This window comes from Microcoleus sp. B13-B6 (genome assembly GCF_036705405.1).
Lineage (GTDB): Bacteria > Cyanobacteriota > Cyanobacteriia > Cyanobacteriales > Microcoleaceae > Microcoleus.
In genome coordinates this window covers 1-16,819 of the sequence record NZ_JAUBUJ010000073.1, presented here as the reverse complement: position 1 = coordinate 16,819, position 16,819 = coordinate 1, and the positions used below count along the sequence as shown (strand labels likewise).

The following is a 16,819-nucleotide window of genomic DNA, read 5'->3' as shown; positions in this document are numbered from 1 at the left end:
ACCGGGGATTACTAGAAAAAAACACAAAAGTGCCTGAGTAATTATCCAGCATATTGGGTAAATCCGCAAGCAGGGCTTGAACAAATAAAAACTATTTTAACTAATCCTTTTTACCGATCGCATATCTGTGAACCTACACCATGATAAAACCGCTCAATACAAAAAAGTAATCAACACCGCTCCACCCTGCCTGAAATAAATTAAAAAAAGTAACTTGATTTTATCTCTCGGCGCTCATCTCGTTGAGGTGAAACATTACCACTAATACAGTCGCAATCCCTCGATAAACTTGCAAGAGGTTAAGCTTTTTGTGAGGAGTTGAACTCTGTGCCATGAGAAAATACCTGGGTCAAGGGTGGTCGTTGTCCTTGCTCCCCAACTACAGTCAACCCACTAAACATAGTCAACACATTAGACACTATAATATAACTTTATACTTTTTTCATAAACTTGTGCAAGAAGACTTCCGACTGATCGTTGACTTAGTTCTAGTTCTCGCTGCTGCCGCAGCAGGAGGACTCTTTGCATCGCTCTTGCGACAGCCGGTAATTCTCGGCTACCTGCTGGGAGGGATCGTAGTTGGGCCGGCCGGTTTGGGGCTGATTAAAGAATTAATTCAGGTAGACACCCTGGCTGAATTCGGGGTTGCCTTTCTGTTATTTGCCTTGGGAGTGGAATTTTCTTTCGCCGAACTCCAGAAAGTTAAAGCCATTAGTTTGGGCGGGGGGGGCTTGCAAATTGTGCTGACGATCGCCATTACTACTGCAATTTCCTTGGCTGTAGGGTGGGTAGAATCGCCCGCTCAAGGCGTGTTTTTAGGATCGATTCTGTCGCTTTCATCGACTGCAGTCGTCCTGAAATGCTTGATGGAACGCAATGAATCCGGTACTTCCCACGGTCAAGTCATGCTGGGAATATTAGTAGTTCAAGATTTGGCTTTGGGGCTAATGCTAGCAGTTTTGCCGGCACTCAATCAGCCAGCAGAAGCGATCGGCATGACGGTAGCGTGGGCCCTGCTGCGGATCGGGTTATTTGCTGTCGGTGCTGTAGTCGCCGGCATTTGGATGGTACCGCAATTGCTGCGATACCTCGCGCAAACAGAAAGCCGGGAACTGTTTTTGCTGGGAGTTGTGGTTTTGGCTTTAGGGATTGCGCTACTGACAGAATATTTGGGTTTTTCGATCGAGATGGGCGCATTTGTAGCGGGTTTAATGATTTCGGAGGTGGAATATGCCGACCAAACTCTAACTTATGTCGAGCCTTTGCGAGATATTTTTGCATCCTTATTTTTTGTCACCATCGGAATGTTAATCGACCCGATGTTTCTGTGGAACCATCTAGAAGTAATTCTGGGACTGGTATTTATAGTATTTGTCGGCAAATTCTTGATTATAACGCCGATCGTCCGACTATTTGGCTATCCGCTAAAAACAGCATTAATCGCAGGTTTGGGCTTAGCTCAAATAGGAGAATTCTCCTTTGTACTCGCTAGTGCCGGCCAAGCTATGGGGCTGGTTTCGCGCAACGTTTACCTGTTAATTTTAGGCACGACAGCAGTCACCCTCGTGCTGACTCCGTTTGTGTTGAGAAGCGTGCCACAGTTATTGAAATGGGCGGAAAATTTCGGGCCTTTGCAGCGCTATTTTGACGAAACATCTCAACCTGTGGCAATAGCTGAAACTTTGCCGGAACAAAATTATGTTGTGGTTTGCGGCTACGGGCGAGTCGGCCGAATTTTAGTCAAAATGCTGCAAAGCCGCAACTGTTCAGTTGTGGTGATCGACGAGTCAGAAAGTAGTATTCAAGACTGCAGAGTGCAAGGAATTCCTTACATTTACGGGAATGCTGCCAGCTTGCACGTATTGGAAGCCGCGCGGGTGGAACGGGCAAAAGCAATGGCGATCGCCCTTCCCGATCCTATGAGCACTCGCTTGTGTCTGAAGCGGGCTTTAGAATTAGTCCCGGATTTGGATATTGTGGTGCAGGCCAACCAAGATAAAGACATCGAACTACTTTACCAACTGGGGGCCTGGGAAGTTGTGCAGCCGGAGTTTGAGGCCAGTTTAGAACTGTCTTCCCACTTGCTGGCTGGCATGGGGCTCTCCGCAATGGCGATCGCGCGGGATGTGCAGCAAATTCGCAGCAGCCGCTATCTGGAATTGCGGCCACCGCGCGAACCTTTGGCTGTTTCGCGGGATTTGAAAGTGGCGGTTCGAGATATGAACAGCGAGTGGTACAGCTTGCCGTCAGGTTCTCCCATCGCCAGCATGACTCTGGAAGAAACTAACTTGCGGCAGTTGACAGGGGTCAGCGTAATGGCGATCGTCCGCGAAGATGGCGAGGAAATTGATTATCCTAACGGGAAGACAGCTTTGCAGTCGGGCGATCGACTTTTTGTAGTCGGAGAACCGGAAGAACTCATCAGTTTTGAGTTGCTGGCGAAAGGGGAAGTTGCAGTGCCGCAAGGCGACAGTTCTTGCCAGTGGCTGAGGCTACCAGCAAAGAGCCCTTGGGCGGGCAAAAAACTGTCAGAGGTAGATTTGCTGACCCAGTACGGGGTGCAGGTGCGGGCGATCCGCCGGGAAGGGAAATTTACTCGCTGGCCCGACGGAACTACGAATTTGCAAGAAGGCGATCGTTTGCTGCTGTGCGGCGGCTTCTACGAGCTCGGCTTGATGCAGCGGACGGCCTCACCGCCTGTGCCGCAACCTGCTTTAAAGCTGCCTTTTGTAACAGCCCAAGTCAGCGAAAAGCTGTTTAGCGATTAGGGAAGTTCGGCAACGGATTCTGTAACGGATGTAACGGATGTAACGGATGTAACGGAGGTCAGGAAGACCGAAGTTGGAAGAGGTTCGAGGGAAGAGGGAAGATTTTTCCACTCTCCCCCTCTTCCACTCTCCCCCTCTCCCACTCTCCCCCTCTCCCACTCTCCCCCTCTCCCACTCTCCCACTCTCCCCGTCTCCTTAGCCGTTGGGTTTGAGATAAGCAATTGCTGGCCGCGAGATCAGAATTTGTGTTTCTGAGGGATCGAGGACGCAAATGCAGCTATTATCCTGCCAAAAAATTCTGCCCGCTAGTAAGTCGCCGGTAAGGAGTTTGATCTCCACCTGTTTTTTGTCTTTGATGTAGCTTTGTATTAAGCGAACGCTGGGCAATCCGGTTTCAAATTCAGACATAGTTCAGAAAAATATAGTCAAATATTACCTTAAACCATATTCTTCTGTTTATACCGTTTAACCCATACTGCCGCAACTACAAGCGCGTCTACCGGATGAGGGATAAACAAGTTGGCGGCTAGTTTTCGACCGATATTCATTGAGGGATTGACATCAGCATTAATTAGATATCCCTGTGGAGTTATAAATATTATATTTGTTTATATTTCACTAGAAAGGACTATAAATTGCAGAAAGTTTTATAATACTGGGAAATGGGTAATTTGGTCAGCAAATTATCTAACCAGTTTTAACCAAAAGAGGTTTGTTTTTATGCCGATCGAGTTTGCGAAGTATCACGGACTGGGAAATGATTTTATTCTGATTGACAACCGCCACTCGTCAGAACCCGCGATCACGCCAGAACAAGCTGTGGATTTGTGCGATCGACATTTCGGGATTGGCGCAGACGGTGTGATATTTGCTCTTCCGGGTCAAAACGATACTGACTATACGATGCGGATTTTTAACTCCGACGGTTCGGAACCGGAAATGTGCGGCAATGGAATTCGCTGTTTGGCTAAGTTTATCGCCGATTTGGAAGGGTCAGAAATTCACCCCCCCCAACCCCCCCTTGCTAAGGGGGGGAGTGAATCGGAAGAAATTCACCCCCCCCAACCCCCCCTTGCTAAGGGGGGGAGTGAATCGGAAGAAATTGACCCCTCCCTTGCTAAGGGGGGGAGTGAATCGAAAGAAATTGACCCCCCCCAACCCCCCCTTGCTAAGGGGGGGAGTGAATCGAAAGAAATTGACCCCTCCCTTGCTAAGGGGGGGAGTGAATCTAAGACTGAGTACCGGATTCACACAGGTGCGGGCGTTATTATCACCGAATTGCGATCGGACGGTCAGGTTAAGGTGGATATGGGGGTTCCCCGGCTACTGGCTGCGGAAATTCCGACAACTTTGGCTGCATCGGATGCCAAAGTTATTGATGTGCCGATCGAAGTTGCTGATAAATCTTGGTCTGTTACCTGCGTCAGCATGGGTAATCCTCACTGCATTACTTTTGTAGAGGATGTTTCGGCTGTTGCTTTAGAAACTGTCGGGCCTCAATTCGAGCACAACAAAGCCTTCCCGCAGCGTACCAATACGGAATTTATTCAAGTGGTACGTTCAGACTACGTAAAAATGCGGGTGTGGGAAAGAGGCGCGGGTGTTACTCTAGCTTGTGGGACTGGTGCTTGTGCTGCTGTGGTAGCTGGGGTGTTGGTAGGAAAGTGCGATCGGGCAACTGCTGTTGAGCTCCCCGGCGGCGTTTTGGAAATCGAATGGGCAGAAGTTTCTGGGCGGATTTACATGACCGGGCCGGCACAGCGAGTATTTACTGGTTGTATTAGTCATTAGTCATTAGTCATTAGTTATTAGTCATTAGTTATTAGTCATCAGTCATTAGTCAGAAGGGATTTTTTGTTTAATTAACAAGCAATAAAAATTATTGAATTCAAAATTTTTATTGCATTCTGACCAATGCCTTCCGCATTCGCAAATCATATCATGTCCGGTTGAGCGACCGCGATTTTTGTAGGGGCGGGTTCACCAACAATACCTGCCAATAATTGACAATCTCAAAAACCCGCCCCGACGGGGATATTATGGTTAATTGATCGGACATGATATCATTGGCTGCGGACTGAAGACTGAAGACTAATAACTAAGCCTGAAATCTAAAATCTAAAATCTAAAATCTAAAATCTAAAATTAAGTAGGTGGGCTTGCATGGCTGGAGGTATTTATCTGATTCAGGACGACGACAGGCTGGTAGAAATGATGGAACAGCCCTACGACTCGGAAGACCAGTTACAAGAGTTGCTAGTAACTTATCCTAATTTGATCGCGGGAGACCAAATCGATCGGGCGACGGCGCGGAGATGGCTGTTAATTTCGCGGGAAGCTGCACCCAGCGATGAGGAAACAGCGGTGCAGTGGTCGCTGGATCATTTGTTTCTCGACCAAAATGCAGTTCCTACTTTGGTGGATGTCAGGCGAACTCCTAATGCCGAACTGCGGCAAAAAGTTTTGGGTCAGTCGATCGACTATGCTGCTAATGCGTTGGTTTACTGGCCTGTCGATTCAATTATTGCTCTGTTTGAAGCTAATTGTCGCGATCGGGGTCGCGATCCTGAACAGATTTTTGAAGAGTTTCTCGGTGCGGATGCTAATGAAGACAGATTTTGGCAGAAGGTTAAAACTAATTTGCAAGCGGGTAAAGTTCGCTTAGTGTTTGTAGCTGACGAGATTTCCGCTGAAATGCGCCGAGTTGTGGAATTTCTCAACGAACAAATGGACCCGGTTGAAGTTTTGGCCCTGGAAATTAAGCAGTATGTAAGTGAAGACGGTTTGAAAACGCTGGTTCCCAGAGTGATCGGTCAGACAGCGGAAGCACAGCAGAAAAAATCCAGCGCAACGCGCGAAAGAAGGCGCTGGGATGAATCTTCATTTTTTGCGGAAATCAAAGCTAGACGAGGCGCGGACGAGGCGCAAATGGCAAGAGCAATTTACGTTTGGGCGAAAAGTCAAGAACCTGAAGTTCAAATCCATTGGGGAACGGGGGATGCCTACGGCGGTTTCGCGGCTCAATTGCCTCAAAGGGGAAGAAAACCCTATCAGTTATTCACTGTAGATATTGCTGGCAGAATGGAGATTTCTGCTGACAATTACGGTTCCCAGCCGCCGTTTAATGCGGAACACAATTGGCTGGAATTGAGAAGTAAACTGAGTTCGATCGGTCTGTCGCTACCTATAGAACCGGGCGAGAGAAGGTCGCCGAGTCTGGCTTTGTTTACTTTGCAAGACGAATCTGCACTGAAGCAAGTTATGGAAACTTTTGATTGGGTGATTGAGCAAATTCAAACGTTATAGTTACACTCAGAGATGATAGAAACGGAGGACACGGCAGTGCCGTTTCCCTACCCCCATTAATTGTAGGAAAACGGTACTGCCCATTAGTGTAAACTTAACGTAAAACCGATAGTCCGGCAAGGGTTGAAACCCCTGCCTCAAAGCGAAAGTCCTCTCAAAGAGGACTAATGAGTTTTTCAGTCCTCTTTGAGAGGACTTTCGCTATTAGACAGGGAATTCATTCCCTGGCGGAGTGCTGGGTGGGCGGGATGACTGGCGCACAAAAAGCTTAAGTTGACACTTATGAGCCCTGCCGTGTCCTGATTGTGGGTAATATTAATTCCGAGGCTACCGGATTTGATATAACGCACCCTACCCTATGTGCTGGGTAGTATGTATATGCCCGGTTCAGTGTCTGGCCCAGGCAGAATTTCACGGCTGCTTTTAACACCTCTACTTTCGCACAGATTTGCAAACGATTCTAAACCTTCTAATCTTGCTGAAAGTTCACTCAACCCATCCAAATATTCAGCTACGGCAATTTGGCGATGTGTCCATGCTCGATCAAATTTAGCAGAACTATAGGACATTTCAAACTCTACATCAACATAATTTTTTTTGCCTCGGATTTGGTCAGGAGATAAAGTGCGATCGCTTGGTGATATTTCCGTAATTCGTTCTACTCGTTCTGAGGTAATATGGTTCTTAAACCGAGAATTAGTAAAGCGATAAGCAGTAGATAGATAAGTGTTTTCATCATTGATTAGTGCCTTCCCCCATCTTTCGGCGACTTGTTTAAATTGGGGGATTTGTAACGCCAGTAATTCTTTAGCTTCTTGATGTTTCCCTATTTCTAAGAGAAGATTGGCTTCTGTTGCTACGGCTACAGCCCAACCTTGAATAGAAACATCAGCATTAAGCATAATTTCAGCATCTAATTCTGGGGTAGCTTGCATTGCTTGATTACTGAGAAATAATCCCACACGGGAAGCTGTTTTAATGGCCGATCTCGGTGATTCATCAGGAAAACGAGAGCGCTCGTCAAGTTCAGCTTTTAAAGCTGCAATTTCTTTAATTAGCATGGCTTGATGAAGATGGGAAATAGCTTTAGCAAGGCTTTTTTGCTTTTGGCGGCTGTCTTCTACCAATAAATACAGATATGCCAATTGTTCAGAGATAATATATAAGCGATTATCAACCCGATTTAACCTATATTCAACTCGATTAAATCCTTCTTCCATGCGATTATCAATCCGATTTAAACCCGATTCAACACGGTTAAAGCCTTCTTCCATTGACTGTTGAATGTGACCTAAAGTTTTTTGTACTTGGTGCAGTTTGTAGCCCATATAGGCAAAGCCAGCAATACTGACACCAAGGTTTAAAACACTTGCGCCCGCAGCAATTTGACTTAGCCCCATCACTGAGGATAAGGTTTTTTCAATACCGATTAATTTACTCTCGACACCTATTAATTTATGATAGCTAAGCCCATGACCAATAACATCAATTCCTGCCACAATGGGAGAAAAGGGAACAGTCATCAGTTTGCTAGTCAGTCCGGGAGTTTCGGCTAAATGGCGGACAATTTGACCACCATTTACAGTTCCCGCAGCCCATCTAATAACGCTTCCATAGCGTTGCATTGAACCATTAAGTAAACCTTTGATAATTTCGGGATTGTTAACTAAGAGAGTGGTATCAATTAACATTTTAATTGCTCCTATTTAGCGATTGTAAACTTCAAGCTTTTCGTAGGCTTCCATTTGGAATCTATCAGACACTTTAACCTCAACTGCTAAACCAGCTAAGTTACGAAACGCATCATGTCTATCAAGTTGATTGACTTTAGGCTTAAATCCTTCGTCATCTTGCTTCAGTTTAATCTCAACTAAGTAAATATCATATTCTGATTCTGCTCCTTTGGCGACTGAATACTTATTGATATCAGGTTTTTGCAGAGAAAGTTCAGTGTCAGATCCTAGCCATAAATATCTAGTAATTTGGTAAAGTTGTTCTCCCTCACTAACATCAATATGCTTTTTGTCTTTTAGCGATTCAAGGAACTCTGCTTGTGAGGCAGAAATAACTAAAACTAAAACTAAAGATTGTTTAGCATTTTCCTGCACTACAGCATTTTTATCTGGCGGAGGTGGAGGATTAATAACAAATTCTCCAGGTTTTCTATCAGTTGGCGGTTGTGGTTCCTCTTGTTGCTTCTTGAGACAAAGTGCTCCTACTATCAAGAAAAAAAATACTACTAAAGGGTCCATTTTTCAACTCCTAAATTTCATTATGTTTAAAACTTGCTTCACTGACGAATAATCTCTTGTAGCTTTTGATAAACTCCTGTTGCATGATCTTTTTTAACTTCAAAGTCACGCCAGAACTGTTTTTCTTGCTCAAAATTGCCCTCAATAATACTTGATTGTTGCTGCAAAGCGCGTTCAGCTAGATTGGTAATCTCATCAACGGATTCTTCAAAGTTACTGCTAACATCATCTAACCGTTTGGAAATCCACTCAAACAAAATATCCCACAAACGTTTTTTCCCTTTCTCAATTCCACTTGACCATTGTTTTGCCATTAAGTCGGGAGAAGGAAGGAAAAGTTCAACATACTCGATATCTTCATAAATATTCCGAGTTACAGCTTCTTGGTATTCACGGGTTACAGGTCGTGTTTTTGTGCTAGAGAAACAAGAGCCATCCCTATAGCTTTCATATTCTGTTTTTCTGCGAGTTTCATTTACTTCTTCCTTACCAACTTCTTCTTTTTCTGTGGTTCGCTTTTTTTCTATAGCTTCTGGAAGTTCAAAAAACTTCTCAGGTAAAGTTGGCAAGTTTTGAGCTAACTTTTTGCGTAAATTACTGATGGCTGCTTGTTCAATATTAATCGAAGAAAAAACTTCCTCTGACAAACAAACTTTTAGTTTCTTAACTAGCTCATTAGATGGCTTCTCAACTAATGATTGTAAAGCTTGTTCAATTTTTTGAGCTTTTCCTTGCAATAAAAACTCTGCTCTTTTGGATATAGCTTTTCTCATGCTGTGATATAGCAACAGAGTATAGCGTTCATCATGTTCAATTTCTTTTGTTCCATGATTATCATCAGCCCGTACACGCTTAACTAAGTATTCTGACTTAGGAGAAAACTTACTGAGTCTTCGACTAACATTATCATAGGCTTTAGAAATATCCTCAGCTAATGAAGGTAATGTGATTTCCCCTAGTTTATCTCTGAGTTCAAAAGCTCCTTGATTATTTTTAAACGCATCGCGAACTGGAACAATTAGAGATGTGGTTAAATCTCCTTCTACCTCATTGACAGCACCAAATAGCCGAGAAAAGCTATCATCAAACCCTTTTATGTTAGCAATTTTTTTAGCCTCAATATGATCTTCAGGAGCTATTTTTAAGAGTTCTATTATTGCCTTAATATCGCCATGAAATTCTTTTTTACAAATTTTGATATTTTTATGAAATTCTTGACGAATTTTAGCAATGTTATCTCTTTCTTGTTTAACCTGTTCTTTATTGTTAATTTTTCGGGTTTGAATCAAAATATCAAGAGATTGTGCCAAAGCATTGTAATTGTCGAATACTTCCAACAATGCAGGAAGTATTACCAATTCAGCAAATGATTCTTGAACCCGCACACGGAAACGATCCCAAAGTTCTCTACCTCCACTCCATTCTAAAGAATAGTGGAGAATTTGCCGCATGGTTTCATCATCAATAATCTCATTCTCGTCTATCCGGTCTTCAAGATCGCGGAACCAATTCTTTAAATCTCGATTCTCTTTAGTATTTGATTTAATAACTCCTGCACAGTCTTGAAACATAGCCTTAAGGAGTTTTAAGCGTATCTCCTGACTCATCAATGACGGTTGGTTAAAAGCTCCTGAACCCCAAGCACACTGAGCATAATATAAAAGACGAGCATTAAAAGGCAGAACATCAGGGAGTTCTGGAAGCGATAAGACCTCTTTAATTTCTTCTCTTAACTTATCAATCCGCTCTGATAGAGGTAAATCATCTGCTCCTCGGTTATCGACCCGATTTAAGATAAAAATCATCGAATCTGTGCGACCTTGTAGATATTCGACAACTTTCTTTAATTCTTCTAATAAGCGTTTTCTGTGTTCATCATCTACCTGCATATAGTCTAAAGCCACTAAACTAAAAGCTTTATTAACTTGCTTTTGGATAGTTGCTAAGTTAGCCCGGTCTTGAACTGATTTTAATCCCGGTAAATCAATCAATTCAACTCCGATTCCGTTGGGTAAACCCAGTAAAGAAGCATCACAAGCAGGTAAAAGAGGAACATGAGCTGTTATTTGTGGCGCAACATACTCACGCTTTTTCCGCGCCGCGTGATAGGAGTGCATCACGGTGCGAATTCGCTGGTATAAATCCTCATCGCTTAATCCCGTCCATTCACCAGCATCCCAAGCAGCATCTTCCGTTTCTGCAATCATTAATCTCTGTTCTTGAGAATGTTTGATGGTTAATACACCCCCACTCATTTCTCCGGCTTCAATCGGTGCGATTTTTCGACCAATCAGCGCGTTAACAATCGTTGACTTTCCAGAGGAAGTTGTGCCCAGAGTAGCAATCCGAAAACTAGGATTTTCTAGGCGTTGGACGGCTTCTTGATAAACAGTTAAAAAATCCTGTAGGCAAGATTGAATCCCCGGATCAGCAAAAACATCCGGGGACGAGTTGACTAAGCTAGAGACTGAGTTGCCTAATTCTTGTAAAAGGTTGCGCGTGTTGTTTAACTTAGATTCAATTACAGGCATGGCAAAAATGCTTCCTTAATGATCTTTGTTAAGTATAACTAAGGAGACACGGCATCGCACCTCGTACATCCACGGATGTTTTAAACCTTGCCACAAAATAAAGAGTCACTCTTAAATCAACTTGTAGAGTGCCTCGGAGATTGATTATTTCGATTTATAACAGGTTTATTCTGCTCTGGGGCATCCTACGCACCTTGCTGTCCCGCACCTTGCGTTATATTTTTCGGGCGGGCGGGACACCCCACAATAATTCCATCAAACTTGACTGTACAATTTATATGCGCCTGAGCTTGTTAATCTCATTATTATGTTTAGGGGATAATGGGTGTCACCATCAACATAATAATGAGTTGATGCAGAGTGAGCGGCCGATCGCCAATTACCAATAACCAATGACTATTGATAGCGAATGTTTGCTTGTTTTAAGCGCCGCAATGCTTCTCCCAGTCGATCGCAATCTGCAATTAAACTAATTCTCACATATCCTTCGCCGCCCGGCCCAAAAGCATTGCCAGGAGTCACCACAACACCCGTTTGCTGCAAAACATTCAGGGCAAAATCAGTAGAACTCATGCCCGGAGTGCAGGGAACCCAAAGATACATTGCAGCCAGAGGTTTAGGAATATTCCACCCTAATTCTGCCAATCCTTCCACCATGAAATCCCGGCGAGTCCTGTAACGATTCTGCACTTCGTGCAAGTAACTATCCGGCAATTGCAGTGCTGTTTCTGCTGCTGTTTGCAATGCGGAAAATATACCGTAATCTAGGTTGGTTTTTAATGTCCGCAAACCTTGAATAATTTTGCTATTTCCTACTACAAAACCGACTCGCCAGCCGGCCATATTGTAGGTTTTGGACATAGTATGAAATTCGACACCGATTTCTTTACCGCCGGGAATTTCTAATAAACTTGTCGGTTGATAGCCGTCAAAGGCTAATTCCGCATAACACAAGTCGTGAACCAGCAAGATTTGATGTTTGTGTGCGAAAGCCACAATATCTTTGTAAAATTCGCGGGGTGCTGTTGCTCCAGTCGGATTGCTGGGATAATTGAAATAGAGTATTTTGGCTTGTTCGGCTACGCTGTCGGGAATGTCGGCTAAGTCAATTACCCAGTCATTTTCTGGTTTGAGAATGATGTTGTGAACTTTTGCACCGGCGATGATTGGGCCGCGAAATAATACGGGATAAGCAGGACTTGGTACTAATATTAAGTCCCCTGGATTGATATAGGCGATCGCAAAATGTGCTAAACCTTCTTTAGAACCCAACAAAGGCAATGCTTCGCTTTCTGGATCGAGTTCAACGTTGTAGCGGCGGCTGTACCATTTAGTAATAGTACGGCGGAAACTGGCAGTTCCTTCAAAGGGTGGATAGCCGTGATTGGCAGAATTTTGGATGGCTGCGACAGCCGCTTCTACTACTGGTTGAGGAGTGGCACCGTCGGGGTTTCCCATTCCTAAGTCTATTAAATCGAGTCCTTGTTCGCGGGCGCGGGCTTTGAGTTCATCGAGACGGGCAAATACGTAGGGCGGTAGTTTTTGCAACCTGTCAGCAGGGGTAATCCAATCCAAGGTCATTTATTTTTTGTCAGTTGTCAGTTTTCCTGGTTTGTAGTAAGGACTTTCGTCCTTGCTAGCACAGCCTTTTCAGGACTTTAGTCCTTACTACAAACTGTTTTAATTCTTAATCTTTAATTCTCCCACAGGTGCGGTGGTAGAAACCATCGCTGCCATTAATTGTTGGGGAACAACTTTAAAAGGCAGTCGGTGGATGTCGGAATTCGGATTGCAGGCGATATCGGCGGCGCGCTGCAATTCTGTGATGGTAATGTCTCCGAGTCCTAGGTTGTCTAAAGTTTGGGGCAATCCAATTTCGGCGTAGAATTTTAGCAGTTGCTGTCTGGCGCTAGCGGCGAGTTGATTGTTTTGCAGCATTTCTTCTAGTCGCAGTTGTACTAAAATGCCGTAGGCGACTTTTTCGCCGTGCAATGTGCCGTGACTTGCTAATAGATGAGTTAGGCCGTTGTGGACGGCGTGGGCGGCGACGGTGCGACATTGGGCGCCGCCAATTCCGCCGATTACTCCTGCTAGCAATACGGCTGCATCTGTGACTTCTTGCCAGGTTTCGCTACCGGGTTCTTTGAGGGCGGCGGCTGATTTTTGGAATAAAATATCGCGCAGTATTCTAGCTTGTTGGACGGCGGAAATTATCAGGGTTTGTTCGGAGTGTCCGCTGCTGACTGATGCTTCGTACCATTTGGCGATCGCATCTCCAACTCCTGCTACTAATGTCCGCTGCGGTGCGGTTTGAATTAAGCCGTAGTCGAGTATTAATAAGTCGGGACATCGGGCTAATGTGACATCGTATTGGAATGCACCTTGTTCTGAATAAATGTTAGAAAGGGCTGTCCAAGCGGCACAGGTGGCGGCTGATGTCGGTATTGTGACGATCGGGATTTTGCACTGATGGGCGACGAGTTTTGCTGCGTCTAAGGCTTTGCCGCCGCCGACACCGATGATGAAGTCGGCTTGATGGGTTTGGGCTGCCTCGCGGAGGGTTTCGAGGCTGGTTTCGCTGCAATCCTTGCCGTATGCTGTTTCGGCCGATTTTAACTGCTGCTGTTCGAGGATTGGTTGCAGGTACGGTTGGGCGGCGGCGAGGGAGTTGCTGCCGCCGACGATTAGCGGCCGCTTTCCGAAACGGGCGATCGCATCTCCGGCTTGTGCTAAGGCCGATCGACCCCGCAATACACAGGCTGGAGCAATTGTCAAGGAATAAATTGCAGTTGGGGTGGCGGTTTTAGTGCTTTGGGTTTGAGTCATCGAACCACTGGATAAGTGACGAGAAGGTTGACGCTTTGCAGGATTGCTGGATTTTCTAGGATAACTCTAACCCATGTTGGGCGATCGGGTAAGTTTTGTAAAGTTTTTATTAAGTATTGTGCGGGGTTGGGGGATGGGAGGGCGGAGTTGAGGGGAGTTGGAGAGTTGAGGGCGATCGAATTATGATTAAAATTGAGGCTTAACGTACAACTCCCAGACTTGTTTCACTGCTGCTGCATCTGGTTGAGAAATTTGCCGGGTTTTCGCTAGCAACAAAAACTTTTCCCGACAATCTAATCTAGACAAACGTACTGTAGTCATCATAAAGTCCTTCGTCTTCGGGTACGTAGCCTTTCAAAAAAGCGTCGTGGCTGCGAGTGTAACATTTCTCAATTAAATACTCCTCGCCATCGAGTACCGAAAACTCCGTTAATTCAGGATATGTCAAAAAATCTTCGGCTGTAGCAGGTATAAATGGTGCTAGTATTTTATGGCGTTCTGCTATTGGCAGGCTAGCAATTTCTCTAAGTGATAGCTTGAGACTATGTTCGGTTGTTGACGAAATATTAGACTCAGAACTTTCGCTAGGTAAGTGCTTTTTCTGTTCCGCTTTTTGCACGAGGAATTGTGCAAAGTCGAGCACTTCTTGTTGTTTCTCCGTTGGCAACTGTCGCAGATTCTCTAACACTGCTTGCTCAAAATTAATTGTTTCTGACATTTCAATTACCTTCCCTAAGCGTTTATCGGTTTATTTCTCACGCAGTCAAGTTTTGTAGTTCCATGTTGGCCAATCGCGCCATAATTTTCATCTTTCCCTTTTAGTTCACCCATCACACCGCCAAATCTTGATACTTTGATCTGAACTGCCACTAACCAGAGTGTGCCCATCCGGGCTAAAACTAACCGAATTAACCTGGGCTGAATGCCCTGTGAGAGTGCGAATTTGCTGTCCGGTTTTCAGATTCCAAAGCTTGATAGTGTTGTCTCCACTACCACTCGCAATAATTTGTCCATCCGGGCTGATGACCACGGAAAAAACAGACTCTGAATGCCCTGTGAGAGTGCGAATTTGCTGTCCGGTTTTCAGATTCCAAAGCTTGATAGTGTTGTCTCCACCACCACTCGCAATAATTTGTCCATCCGGGCTGATGACAACGGAAAAAACCGACTGTGAATGCCCTATGAGAGTGCGAATTTCCTGTCTGGTTTTCAAATTCCAAACCTTGATAGTATTGTCATAACTACCACTAACCAGAGTATTTCCATCCGGGCTAATAGCGACAGACCAAACCGAGTATGAATGCCCTATGAGAGTGCGAATTTCCTGCCCTTTTTTCAGATTCCACAGTTTGATAATATTGTCTTGACTGCCACTAGCAAGAGTTTCTCCGTCTGGACTAAAAGCAAGAGACCGAATTAAAAATGAGTGACCTTTTAGAGTGCTAATTTTTTGTCCATTTTCCAGATTCCACAGCTTAATTTGTTGGTCAGAACTTCCACTAGCTAAAATTGTTCCATTAGGGTTAATGGCAACGCAATAAACCGCACCTGAATGCCCTGAAAAAGTACGAATCAGTTCTCCTGCCTGGAGATTCCAAAGTTGGCTACAATTTCCACTGCTGTCACTAACAAAAGTGTTGCCATCTGGACTAATAACTACGGACGTAACAGGTGAAAAACCTACGCCATTAATAGTTTTTACACATTTGAAGGAGTGAGCTTTTCTAATGATTTGTTCTTCTCTTGGTTGTTGGCGTTGGGCTTCAGCTTTGACAGCTTTTTCTATTTGTTGTTGGGGTTTTGCTTTAGCTTTGGCAGTCTCTTGAGATTGACGTTCAGCCTCTACTTGCTCAATCAGCTTTTTCAACTCCTGTTCATATTGTTCTCGATGCCGCCGCTGAATATCCTGAAGAATATCAAAATAAGGTTTCACCCATTCTTCTGCCAACCCATCTTCAGCCAATTCATCCTTTAAATTAAACAACTGAGGTTCATAGCCAGGGTCAATATTGAGATAATACAAATCGGCTAAAAATCCCGCCAGCAATTTGTGAATCGCCACAATCAACTGCCGAATCATGCGGAGGGCTTTTTTCTCACTTATCCCAGATGCTAAAAGTGCATCTTTTGCCTCTTCCCAGTCAAAAGCTTTGGTAGAAAACAGGGAGACTTCCTGATTATTCAGGAATCCCCAAAAGCCGACGCGAAAAGTTACCGCATAATCGCTGATATCGCTATATAAAATTGTAGTAGGAACCGGAGATAAAATTCGCTGCAAGCGTTCCACATCAATATCACCAATCGACTCAGTGAAATAGTCGCTATAAAACTTAACCGGGCGTAAGACATCCTGTTGAGGATAATGCTGTCTGAGAAAATCTCCCACACTTCTCATCTCAATTGGCAAATCTTCACAAAAGGTTTCCGGGCATCGCTTGCTAATTTTTGGCGGTGATAGTAAGATTAAGAGGCGGTGTTGCTGCTGAAGTAAAATCTGCTTAGTTTCCTCTCGATTCAACTTAGAAAACCAAGTATCTTTATCCCAAATTGTTTGAATTTCAGCCAGCTTGATCTGAATATCCTTTGCTTGCAATTCCCGCATCAAATCCCGCTGCAAGGCTGCCAGCTTCAGTCTGTCTTGCTGTTCCTGTTCCTGCAACTCAAGGCGGCGTGCTGTTTGTGCTACTGTCAGCTTTAACAATTCGTTATCTCTGGCATCTTTCGCTTTCGCGTATTCGAGCATTTCCTGGGAATAACGCTGTTTTACTGGCTCTATCTCAGTCGAATCAGAGGATATCTGATTGGGAGCGGGAATCAGAAATTCTACCCATTGTTGAGCTTTATTGCCGAGGGTTTCTCCTAGTTTGTGACCGATATTTCGGGCGATGGGTGACAGCACTTCCGAGATTAAGGGAGCGAGAGCGAGGATGGCTTTTGCGAACATAAATGTGGGTGAGGATGCGGTTATTAATAGTGTAGCAGGATGTTAGGAGGTATAATTCGGATGGTTGCCCGATATTCTGCACTTGTTGCTTTTTAGATTTAATTTCATCATTGATAAGCTGTCAAACATCTAAACTGCATTAACTAAGTTACCTTTATTTTTTATTTTTCGGTTCCATTTCATAATTAGTC

11 protein-coding genes are annotated in these 16,819 nt (G+C 44.4%); 3 read left to right on the top strand and 8 right to left on the bottom strand.

The window, feature by feature from the left end; translation table 11 throughout:
* Positions 1-452 precede the first annotated feature (452 nt).
* Positions 453-2,768 carry a cation:proton antiporter domain-containing protein gene (locus tag QUB35_RS26480; protein ID WP_333144635.1) on the top strand — a complete coding sequence of 772 codons (2,316 nt, stop codon included), beginning with the start codon at positions 453-455 and terminating at the stop codon, positions 2,766-2,768.
* Positions 2,769-2,964: 196 nt separating this feature from the next.
* Here the strand turns inward: QUB35_RS26480 and QUB35_RS26475 are convergent, their stop codons facing one another.
* Positions 2,965-3,177 carry an Hfq-related RNA-binding protein gene (locus QUB35_RS26475; RefSeq protein WP_333144634.1) on the bottom strand — a complete coding sequence of 71 codons (213 nt, stop codon included), beginning with the start codon at positions 3,175-3,177 and terminating at the stop codon, positions 2,965-2,967.
* A gap of 312 nt (positions 3,178-3,489) precedes the next feature.
* On the opposite strand from QUB35_RS26475, the gene dapF reads away from it, so the two are divergent.
* Together dapF and QUB35_RS26465 are read left to right on the top strand one after the other, a co-directional pair.
* The gene (gene dapF, locus QUB35_RS26470) at positions 3,490-4,560 is read left to right on the top strand and encodes a diaminopimelate epimerase (RefSeq protein ID WP_333144633.1); all 1,071 of its coding nucleotides are present in this window, start codon (positions 3,490-3,492) and stop codon (positions 4,558-4,560) included.
* A 372-nt stretch (positions 4,561-4,932) separates the two neighbouring features.
* Positions 4,933-6,075, top strand: a complete 1,143-nt coding sequence (locus QUB35_RS26465; RefSeq protein WP_333144632.1) for a hypothetical protein — start codon at positions 4,933-4,935, stop codon at positions 6,073-6,075.
* Positions 6,076-6,431: 356 nt separating this feature from the next.
* On the opposite strand, the gene QUB35_RS26460 is transcribed toward QUB35_RS26465, so the two are convergent.
* The 7 genes from QUB35_RS26460 to QUB35_RS26430 all read right to left on the bottom strand — a co-directional run bounded on the left by QUB35_RS26460 (position 6,432) and on the right by QUB35_RS26430 (position 16,628).
* Complete coding sequence (locus QUB35_RS26460; RefSeq protein ID WP_333144631.1) at positions 6,432-7,766, bottom strand: hypothetical protein; 1,335 nt, start codon at positions 7,764-7,766, stop codon at positions 6,432-6,434.
* Positions 7,767-7,781: 15 nt separating this feature from the next.
* A complete protein-coding gene (locus QUB35_RS26455; RefSeq protein WP_333144630.1) occupies positions 7,782-8,327 on the bottom strand; it encodes a hypothetical protein in 546 nt (181 codons plus the stop codon).
* A gap of 38 nt (positions 8,328-8,365) precedes the next feature.
* On the bottom strand, positions 8,366-10,858 hold the full coding sequence (locus tag QUB35_RS26450; protein ID WP_333144629.1) for a dynamin family protein: 2,493 nt from the start codon (positions 10,856-10,858) through the stop codon (positions 8,366-8,368).
* A 396-nt stretch (positions 10,859-11,254) separates the two neighbouring features.
* The gene (locus tag QUB35_RS26445) at positions 11,255-12,439 is read right to left on the bottom strand and encodes an aspartate aminotransferase (protein WP_190739684.1); all 1,185 of its coding nucleotides are present in this window, start codon (positions 12,437-12,439) and stop codon (positions 11,255-11,257) included.
* Between the two features lie 99 nt (positions 12,440-12,538).
* On the bottom strand, positions 12,539-13,684 hold the full coding sequence (locus QUB35_RS26440) for an iron-containing alcohol dehydrogenase family protein (RefSeq protein ID WP_333144628.1): 1,146 nt from the start codon (positions 13,682-13,684) through the stop codon (positions 12,539-12,541).
* Positions 13,685-13,982: 298 nt separating this feature from the next.
* A complete protein-coding gene (locus QUB35_RS26435) occupies positions 13,983-14,402 on the bottom strand; it encodes a DUF2281 domain-containing protein (RefSeq protein WP_333144627.1) in 420 nt (139 codons plus the stop codon).
* Positions 14,403-14,507: 105 nt separating this feature from the next.
* The gene (locus QUB35_RS26430) at positions 14,508-16,628 is read right to left on the bottom strand and encodes a WD40 domain-containing protein (protein ID WP_333144626.1); all 2,121 of its coding nucleotides are present in this window, start codon (positions 16,626-16,628) and stop codon (positions 14,508-14,510) included.
* Positions 16,629-16,819: the final 191 nt, after the last annotated feature.

Bases quoted from the DNA above. Each gene is read 5' to 3' on its own strand.
- dapF (WP_333144633.1), top strand. From the start codon at position 3,490: ATGCCGATCGAGTTTGCGAAGTATCACGGACTGGGAAATGATTTTATT.
- QUB35_RS26450 (WP_333144629.1), bottom strand. From the start codon at position 10,858: ATGCCTGTAATTGAATCTAAGTTAAACAACACGCGCAACCTTTTACAA.
- QUB35_RS26455 (WP_333144630.1), bottom strand. From the start codon at position 8,327: ATGGACCCTTTAGTAGTATTTTTTTTCTTGATAGTAGGAGCACTTTGT.
- QUB35_RS26435 (WP_333144627.1), bottom strand. From the start codon at position 14,402: ATGTCAGAAACAATTAATTTTGAGCAAGCAGTGTTAGAGAATCTGCGA.
- QUB35_RS26430 (WP_333144626.1), bottom strand. From the start codon at position 16,628: ATGTTCGCAAAAGCCATCCTCGCTCTCGCTCCCTTAATCTCGGAAGTG.
- QUB35_RS26475 (WP_333144634.1), bottom strand. From the start codon at position 3,177: ATGTCTGAATTTGAAACCGGATTGCCCAGCGTTCGCTTAATACAAAGC.
- QUB35_RS26445 (WP_190739684.1), bottom strand. From the start codon at position 12,439: ATGACCTTGGATTGGATTACCCCTGCTGACAGGTTGCAAAAACTACCG.
- QUB35_RS26460 (WP_333144631.1), bottom strand. From the start codon at position 7,766: ATGTTAATTGATACCACTCTCTTAGTTAACAATCCCGAAATTATCAAA.
- QUB35_RS26440 (WP_333144628.1), bottom strand. From the start codon at position 13,684: ATGACTCAAACCCAAAGCACTAAAACCGCCACCCCAACTGCAATTTAT.
- QUB35_RS26465 (WP_333144632.1), top strand. From the start codon at position 4,933: ATGGCTGGAGGTATTTATCTGATTCAGGACGACGACAGGCTGGTAGAA.